This is a genomic window from Actinomadura geliboluensis (genome assembly GCF_005889745.1).
GTDB lineage: Bacteria > Actinomycetota > Actinomycetes > Streptosporangiales > Streptosporangiaceae > Spirillospora > Spirillospora geliboluensis.
The window spans coordinates 1-7,867 of sequence record NZ_VCKZ01000410.1 but is presented as its reverse complement, the minus strand read 5'-3'; the positions used below and the strand labels follow the sequence as shown (position 1 = coordinate 7,867).

General features: G+C 68.8%; 8 protein-coding genes. 2 read left to right on the top strand and 6 right to left on the bottom strand.

Annotation, left to right across the window (positions count from 1 at the left end):
* Positions 1-325 precede the first annotated feature (325 nt).
* From ETD96_RS47155 to ETD96_RS36735, 3 genes are all read right to left on the bottom strand, one after another.
* On the bottom strand, positions 326-943 hold the full coding sequence (locus tag ETD96_RS47155; protein WP_240808496.1) for a nucleoside triphosphate pyrophosphohydrolase: 618 nt from the start codon (positions 941-943) through the stop codon (positions 326-328).
* A gap of 134 nt (positions 944-1,077) precedes the next feature.
* The gene (locus tag ETD96_RS36740; protein ID WP_138641103.1) at positions 1,078-1,983 is read right to left on the bottom strand and encodes a hypothetical protein; all 906 of its coding nucleotides are present in this window, start codon (positions 1,981-1,983) and stop codon (positions 1,078-1,080) included.
* Positions 1,984-2,161: 178 nt separating this feature from the next.
* Entirely contained in the window at positions 2,162-3,445 is a 1,284-nt protein-coding gene (locus tag ETD96_RS36735; protein WP_138641102.1) for a citrate synthase, read from the bottom strand.
* Between the two features lie 129 nt (positions 3,446-3,574).
* Between ETD96_RS36735 and ETD96_RS36730 the strand changes: the two genes are divergently transcribed.
* Positions 3,575-4,237: a thiaminase II/PqqC family protein gene (locus ETD96_RS36730; protein WP_138641100.1), complete on the top strand. Its 663-nt coding sequence runs from the start codon at positions 3,575-3,577 to the stop codon at positions 4,235-4,237.
* A 12-nt stretch (positions 4,238-4,249) separates the two neighbouring features.
* On the opposite strand, the gene ETD96_RS36725 is transcribed toward ETD96_RS36730, so the two are convergent.
* Entirely contained in the window at positions 4,250-5,143 is an 894-nt protein-coding gene (locus ETD96_RS36725; RefSeq protein WP_138641098.1) for a serine/threonine-protein kinase, read from the bottom strand.
* Positions 5,144-5,222: 79 nt separating this feature from the next.
* Positions 5,223-6,152, bottom strand: coding sequence for an aldo/keto reductase (locus ETD96_RS36720; RefSeq protein ID WP_138641096.1), 930 nt, complete (start codon positions 6,150-6,152; stop codon positions 5,223-5,225).
* A gap of 177 nt (positions 6,153-6,329) precedes the next feature.
* Here ETD96_RS36720 and ETD96_RS36715 point away from each other — a divergent pair, with 177 nt between their 5' ends.
* Positions 6,330-7,115 (top strand): hypothetical protein, encoded by a 786-nt coding sequence (locus ETD96_RS36715; RefSeq protein ID WP_138641095.1) that lies wholly within the window; start codon positions 6,330-6,332, stop codon positions 7,113-7,115.
* A gap of 103 nt (positions 7,116-7,218) precedes the next feature.
* On the opposite strand, the gene ETD96_RS36710 is transcribed toward ETD96_RS36715, so the two are convergent.
* Positions 7,219-7,867 (bottom strand): hypothetical protein (locus ETD96_RS36710; protein WP_240808495.1); only part of this gene is annotated, 649 nt, incomplete at its 5' end.

The window sequence follows — 7,867 nt, the reverse complement described above, 5'->3', positions numbered from 1 at the left end:
TTGGCCAGCGCGGTGACCGACTTGTCGCCGGTCCGGGCCAGTTCGACGGCGCGACGCCGGAACTCGGGCGGGTGAGGTGGTGGCACGAGACACTTCCTTCCCAAGTTGATCAAGGTCAACTCAGATGGGGTGTCCGTGGAACCGGGGGAAGCTCACGCACGGGATAGGACGAACCACGCCAATTGCCAGCGTGGACGCTGCTTTGAGGTCTTGTCGCACCGTGTCGGGCCTGCGGCGACAACGGTTTTCTGTTAGTGGCCTGGGGCCCCGGGCCTTTGTGGGACGACTTTCCTGCGTGGGCCGTGGCTCCGGGTTGGGGCGAGTGTCAGGTCTGGAGGCGCAGGATCACCCGGTCGTTGAAGGCGCCTCGTTCGGCCGCCTTGGCCGAACGTTGCCTCTCAAGGTCCGCAGGTGTGATTTCGTGGGTCGCGGCGAGAGCGTGGACGACCTCCAGGACGTCGGCGAGTTCACCTGGGTCGCCGCTGGCGATGTACTCGCCGACTTCCTCGACGAGTTTGGCGCGCAGCCGTGCGGCGTGCTCGCCCGAGTCGGCGACGCGGGTCTCCGGCTCCCGGCCGGACGCCCGGATGATCTCGGGTATCCGGTCGCGGACCAGCTTCTCGGGGGATCCACCTCCTTCCTTGGCCGAATGGACCACCGCGCCGTGGCGCCGATCCAGGGACTGGGCCCATTTGACGGCGACGGCGGCGGTCTGCACCAACTCATTTCGGAGAGCGGCCGGATCCGATTCGGCGAGAGCCTCGAAGAATTCCTCGGCCAGGATGTGCCGCCACGTCAGTTCCCCTTTCGTCCACGCGGCGGCGCATTCCCGCTTTGCCCGCTCCGCCTCGTCGCTGAACTCGGGGCCGCTCCCATCAGGGAACTCTTGGACTCCCCACATGCGGTCCTGGGCATGACGTTCGCTTCTGACGTCGGCCAGCACGGTCTCCAACGCCCCGGGCGCTTCAACATCGTCCATGCCGCACGACGCTAGCCAATCCGCCGCCCCGCGACTGATCCGTCGGCACGGGCGAGTCGCTCTGCCGACCTTCGGCGTTGGGGGCCGGAGTCCGGTGGTCAGTTCGGTGTGGGTGTGCGGTCGGGTTCGCAGGTCAGGACTTCGTGCAGGACGGGTGGGAGTTCGTCCCAGAGCCATTCGTTGAGCGTGCCCGGGAAGCTTCTGGGCGGGCGGATGCTCAGCCGGTTGGGTGCGGCTTCGGCCAGCTGCACTGCGATGGGGCCGTCGTCCCACATCGGGTCTTGGTTGCCCCAGAATGCGGAGAAGTCCGCGCTCGTCAGGATGAGTTCATTCGGCAGTGTGTGGTCGCCTGGGTGCCGCCCTAGGGGGAGCAGCCGTTGTGCGGTTGTGCGGAGGAGGTTCAGCGCGGCCAGGTCGTGCGGGCATGCCACCTCTGTGATCTCCAGTTCGGGGACGCCGAAGCGGTGCAGCCCGGTGGTGTGGAGGGCGACGCAGGCGCAGCCGTCGATGTCGTCCTCGTCGGCGGTGCAGCGGCCGGAGTTCCGGTAGGGCGGCAGGCCGGTGCCGAGCCACTCGTCGGCGAGGGCGAAGCCGTCCGGGCGGCCGAGGCGCGGCAGGGGCAGTGTCCGGCCGGTGGCGAGGTCCACGAGCACTCCGCAGAGCGATTCCGCGATCGCCCTGGCCGTGGCCCGCGCGACATGAGGGCCGGACGGCACGTCACCGACCGGTAGGACGGAGGTGACGCCGATGTGCCGTGCGGCGTGGTGGAGCCTTTCTGCGTCGTCCTCGTCTTCGCCGACCACGGTGCTCAGATCCCAGGGGGAATCGTTGGCGGGATGGCAGGCGATCATGAGGTGCGGCGTGCCGAGGCGCATTGCCGCCGCCGTGCTCAACGGGACCGGGAGATGCCGGCGGATGGTTGACGGGATGTCGCCGGGGTCGCTGTCGGCCGCGATGACGAAGCCGGTGGTCGTCTCTTCGGGAACCGTGATGGTGACGCGCATTGCAGCCTCCTCGTGGCCTGGACCGGCGTTCGCTGCCCAGCTTCGAGGAGGCCGTCGCGCTCCTTCACTAGAACGCGATTCTGTGGATAGAGGGCCGGATGCCCACCGGGCCTGAAAAGCGGATCGTCCGGCCGCCTAGGGCGGTCGGACGATCCGGGTGAGCGTGCGGGGGGAGTTGTTAGCGGTCGGAGGGGGCCACGTAGTGGCGCTCGCCCGGGCCCACGTATACCTGACGCGGACGCCCGATCTTCGTGGCCGGGTCGTTCATCATCTCGCGCCACTGGGCGATCCAGCCGGGCAGCCGGCCGAGCGCGAAAAGGACGGTGAACGCGTTGGTGGGGAAGCCCATCGCCTTGTAGATGACGCCCGTGTAGAAGTCCACGTTCGGGTAGAGCTTGCGCTCGATGAAGTAGTCGTCGCTCAGCGCGACCTCTTCGAGGCGCATGGCCAGGTCCAGGAGGGGGTCGGATTTGCCGAGCGCGTCCAGGACCTTGCCCGTGGCCTTCTTCACGACCGCGGCGCGCGGGTCGTAGTTGCGGTAGACGCGGTGGCCGAAGCCCATCAGCTTGACGCCGGGCTCCTTGTTCTTGACTCGCGCCACGAACGAGTCGATGTCGTCGCCGTTCTCGTGGATGCGCTCCAGCATTTCGAGGACGGCCTGGTTGGCGCCGCCGTGCAGGGGGCCGAACAGCGCGTCCACGCCCGCCGACACCGACGAGAACAGGTTCGCCTGGCTGGAGCCCACCAGCCGTACGGTCGAGGTCGAGCAGTTCTGCTCGTGGTCGGCGTGCAGGACGAACAGCATGTCGAGCACGCGCGCGATCTCGGGGTCGACGTCGTAGGCCTGCGTGGGCAGGCCGAACATCATGCGGAGGAAGTTCTCCACATAGCCCATGGAGTTGTCCGGGTACAGCAGGGGCTGCCCGTTGGACGTCTTGTAGGCGTAGGCCGCGATGGTGGGCAGCTTGGCGATGAGCCGGATGCTCGACTGGTCGACCTGCTCGGGGTCGAACGGGTCGAGGCTGTCCTGGTAGAACGTCGACAGGGCGCTGACCGCGGACGACAGCACGGCCATGGGGTGGGCGCGGCGCGGGAAGGCGGAGAAGAACGCGCGGAACTTCTCGTCCAGCAGCGTGTGGTTGCGCACCTTGTCGGTGAACGTGTCGAGCTGGTCGGTCGTCGGGAGTTCGCCGTAGATCAGCAGGTAGGCCACCTCGAGGAAGGACGACTTCTCCGCCAGTTCCTCAATGGGGTAGCCCCGGTAGCGGAGGATCCCCGCCTCGCCGTCGATGTAGGTGATCGCCGACGTGGTGGACGCGGTGTTGGTGAAGCCGGGATCGAGCGTGACATGCCCCGTCTCCTTCAGGAGGCTGCCCACGACCAGCCCTGACGGCCCTTCGGTCGCCTCGGCGACCTCCAGAGGCATCCGGCCGCCCGCGTGGTCGAGCTCGAAGTCCGACATACTCGCTCACTCCCAACTGGGTCCACACCTGCGTAGACGTTCTTCTCTTCATCGTATCCACGTGATCACCAACGCTAATCCGGCCCGTCCCGGTTGACGGAGGCGCGGCTCGGGTGTTCCGGTGGAGCCATGACCGATCACGGGACCGCGGAACTCGTCGCGCGCACTCGCGCGGAGCTCGCGGCCGGGGCGCGCGCGAACCGTTTCGTCGACATGCTGGAGACAGGTGAGATGCCCCGAGATCGCCTGGTCTGGCTGGCGGGCGAGGAGTATCGGATCGTTAGTAGCGATCGGCGGAGTTTCGCCCTGCTGGCGGCGCGGTTTCCGGATTCGTCGTCCGGTGAGCTGTTCCTGGGGCTCGCCCAGGGCGAGGCGCAGGCCCTGGGGCTGCTCCGGGAGTTCGTCGCCGCGCTCGGGCAGAGTGAGAAGAATCTCATGGCGTACGAGCCGAAACCCATGGCGCAGGCGTACCCGGCCTTTCTCGCGCAGAAGGCGGCGTTCGGGACGGCCAGCGAGGTCGCCTTGGCCATGCTGGCCAACCTTGAGGAGTGGGGCTCGTACTGTGCGCGCACCGCGCGGGCCCTCCAGACGCGGTACGGCCTCTCCGGGGACGCGGTCGGTTTCTTCCACTTCTTCACCGAATCCCCGCCCGGTTTCGAGGAGCAGGCCCTGGACGTGATCGCGTCAGGGCTGGCGGCCGGTGACGACCCGGTCGAGGCCGCTCGTGCGGCCCGCCTCCTGCACGCCTACGAGACCGCCTTCTGGGACGCACTCGCGCAGGGCTTGCCGTAACAGGGCGTCCTGCTACTCCTTGAGCGTGGGCAACTCGGCGGTGATGTCGATCAGGGTTCGCTCCTGCACGCCGATGAGCTGTTCGACGTCCACGGGCGGCCACTCCTCGCCATAGTGCGCGTCCAGCAGCGTGGACAGTGCGACGAGGATTTGCTCTGGTGTGGGACGTTCCCCAGGGTCCTTGCACAGGCAGCGGTTCACGAGCCCGAGCATGGGTGCGGGCAGACGGGTGAGGTCCGGTTCGCCGTGCACGATGCGCCCGCGGACCTTGTGGCCGCCGCCGAAGGGGGCGGCTCCCGTGGCCGCGAACACGAGCGTCGAGCCGAGGGAGAACACGTCGCTCTCCGGGTGGACGGGGTCGCCGAGGGCCTGCTCCGGCGACATGTAAGCGGGTGTCCCGAGGATCTCAGTGCGGGACAGTGGCAGTGCGTCCAGCGGCCTGGCGATACCGAAGTCGATGACCCTCGGCCCATCGGACGCCAGCAGGACGTTCGACGGCTTCAGGTCCCTGTGCACGATGCCCGCACGATGGATCGCGATCAGCGCCTCGGCGAGCCCCGCCCCCAGCCGGCACGCGGCCCGCTCGCGAAGGGGACCCTTCTCCCGGACCACCCTGGCGAGGCTCACCCCGCGGATGTACTGGGTCGCCAGCCACGGCCGGTCCGCATCCGGGTCGGCGTCGACGACGGGTGCGGTGTAGAAGCCGCTGACCGACCGCGCGGACGTCACCTCACGGCGGAACCGCTCCCGCCACCGCGGATCGTCCAGCAGCTCCGGGCGGATCACCTTCACGGCGACGAGGCGCCTGCTGGGTGACGCACCGAGGAACACCTCGCCCATCCCACCGGCACCGAGCCGGGCGACCACACGGTAGGGGCCGATCACATCTGGAAGTTCTGACTGCATGGACAAGGGGAGGATCCGATCATGGTGGGCCGCGCCTAATCGTGCCATGGGCGGACACTCGCCCGGCAGCGCGCGGCGCTCAAGTCCAGGGCAGCGCGCTCCGTTCGGCCCAGTAGCGCTCCGGTGGAACGCGCAGGTCCGCCAGTACCCGCAACTCGTCCTCGTCTAGGGACAGCGTCGACGCCGCAAGGTTCGACTCGAGTTGGGCCGGGCTGACCGCACCGATCAGGACTGTGCCGGCCCAAGGACGGCTGAGCGCCGCCGCCAGCGCCACTGCGTCCGGCCGCACGTTGTTCTTGGACGCGACGGACAGCACGGCAGCGGGTGGCTGTACGGCGAGCCTCCCATTGGCCAGCACTTCCTTGAGTAGAACATGCAGCCCTGCGTCGTGTGCGTCGCGCAGAGCGTCCTCGGCCGACGTCTCCAGGACGTTCCAGGTCGACTGGACGGAGGTGAAGAGTCGCTGACCGGAGACGTCGAGCGCCATGGCTCGGCGGATCGTGTCGGCCTGCCGCGGGCCCGACGTGGAGAAACCGACGCGGATGCCCTCGGCGCTCAGTTCAGCCAGAGCCTCCTGTAGGCGGACGTCCTGGAATAGCGAGCTCTCCTCGGTCAGAGAGTGGACCTGGTAGACGGACAGGTGCCCGTCCAGCAGTTCGCGAGTCTCCCTGTACTGGGCGCGGTAGCGGCCAAGAGAATGCTCTTTGACCTCGTGCACCGCAGCGTCGGTCTTCCAGTCGCCGACGTAGGTGTAGCCCCACTTGCTGGATACGGTCACATCGTCAGCACCGCGAGCGTTGAGCCAGCCCCCGAGGAACTCCTCCGCCCTGCCGTACGAACGTGCCGTGTCCACCCACCTGATACCGGCCGCGTAGGCGGTGTCGAGGACGTCCCAGGTCGCGTCGCGCATCAGGTCCACGCTCCGCTGGGGCGGCAGTTCACCGGCCCGGCCCACGTTGATGTAAGCGGGCCGCCCCAAGGCCGCGAGCCCGATTCCCAAGCGCTCCATGGATCCAGCCTCGCATGCCGCGCTCTCTCCTGAAGACCGGGTCGATCGCCCGAGTTATCCGATTAATCCGCTATGCATCTATGGATTGTCCACAGAATCGCGTTCCGTAGCTCTCGGAAGTTCTCGTCCGCGAGGCTGAGTGGCGTCAATGTCGAACCCGCGACGAAAGGCATGGCAATGGCCGCGCAGATCGACCGCACACAGTACGGCGCCCACCAGTTCGCCGGTCATCTGGGGCTCACCCGGTGGCAGTTGCGTGTGGGCCTGGAGCACGGCGTCCTCCCCGCGCCCGACCTGGACGGTGGCCGGTGGTCCGCCGACCTGGCCGAGAGCGCCGCGGAGGCTGGCAAGGAGGTCATCGCCAGGTTCGGCGATGAACCGCCGATCGGCTCCGCGCGCGCGGCGGCCCGCCTGGCCGCCAGGGTGGGCCTCGACGTGGAACGGCGGGACGTCGAGGTGCTGGTCGCCCAGGGCGCCCTCGACGTCGTCAGCACGTTCCGCGGGTACCCGGTGTACCTCATGCGCGACCTGGACCGGCTCGACCCGGAGACCGTCCGTGCCGTCGTCTCGACGAGGAAGGGGCCGCTCATGGACTCTGTCGACGTGGGCGGCGCGATGTCCATACTCGACTGGCCCCGCCGGACGTTCGACCGCGTCGCGAGCGAACGCGGACTCACGACCGACCGGCTCGGCCGGTACGCCCTCTCCGACATTCAGGCGCTGAGGGCGGACGACGGTCTGGCACGCGAGATCGCCGAGGAGAAACGGCACCTGACCCTCGTCAAGAAGCGCGAGTCCGAGGCCCATGTCGAGGACGTGGTGCGCGGCTGGATGCTGCGTTGCTTCGCCTACGTGGACGGCGACGCCGAACAGCCGCCGGACATCGCGCTCCTGAGCCGGGCGCTGCGAAGCCTCGGCACGGTCAGAGCCGAACTCGCAGGCCACGAGCAGGCCGCCTCCTGACCGGCGGCGATCCCGGCGTCATGGAGGGTGCCTCTGTCAGTGCCTTGGGGCGGGCGGTTGTGTCCAAGGGTGGGCGGTGTGACGGTCTTGGGGACGGTCATGGTCAGGGGCGACGGGAGGAGGAGCGTCGTTTGGGGGAGGGCTTTCCCGGCTTCTTGTGGCGTGCCAGGGCGGCGAGGAGGCGGTCGCGGGCCTCGGTGCGGGAGAGCGCCGGAACGTGGCCGGGCAGGCTGGAGGCCAGGCTCGCCGGGGCGGTGACCAGCCCGGTGTCGTCGATGGTGGCCCGCTCGCCCGTCCAGGGGCCGACGAGGATCGCTGAGGCGCCGCCGGGATGCCGGGCGAGGAGCGCCTTGATCCGGTCGGGTTCCTGGGTGCAGTCGGCCACGAGGAGGAGCCGGCGTGCCTTCGTCACTCCGGTGTTCTGCCGGATGGCGAGTTCGGTTTCCAGGTAGGCGAGGGCGGCGTCGAGATTGCCCGGGATGAAGAGCCCGGCCGTGTCGTCGTCGAGCAGCTCGTCTTCGGCCAACCCGAAAAGGATGGTCGCGTCGGGGCGTGGGATCACGACCAGGGAGTCGTCGCCGTGCTCGTCGAGCGCGGCCAGGGCGAGGACTCGCGCGGTCGAGACCGCGCCCGGGCCGGTCAGGCCGATGGCCGGGGCGGCGAACGGGTCGAGGCCGTGGCCGTGGTGCTCGTAGCGCTCCCGGTACAGCCGCACCATCCGCTCGGTGTGCGTGGCCGGCCAGAAGATGTGG

Excerpts from the sequence above, each read along its gene's own strand:
- ETD96_RS36740 (WP_138641103.1), bottom strand. The coding sequence starts at position 1,983 with ATGCGCGTCACCATCACGGTTCCCGAAGAGACGACCACCGGCTTCGTC.
- ETD96_RS36735 (WP_138641102.1), bottom strand. The coding sequence starts at position 3,445 with ATGTCGGACTTCGAGCTCGACCACGCGGGCGGCCGGATGCCTCTGGAG.
- ETD96_RS36730 (WP_138641100.1), top strand. The coding sequence starts at position 3,575 with ATGACCGATCACGGGACCGCGGAACTCGTCGCGCGCACTCGCGCGGAG.
- ETD96_RS36725 (WP_138641098.1), bottom strand. The coding sequence starts at position 5,143 with ATGCAGTCAGAACTTCCAGATGTGATCGGCCCCTACCGTGTGGTCGCC.
- ETD96_RS36720 (WP_138641096.1), bottom strand. The coding sequence starts at position 6,152 with ATGGAGCGCTTGGGAATCGGGCTCGCGGCCTTGGGGCGGCCCGCTTAC.
- ETD96_RS36715 (WP_138641095.1), top strand. The coding sequence starts at position 6,330 with ATGGCCGCGCAGATCGACCGCACACAGTACGGCGCCCACCAGTTCGCC.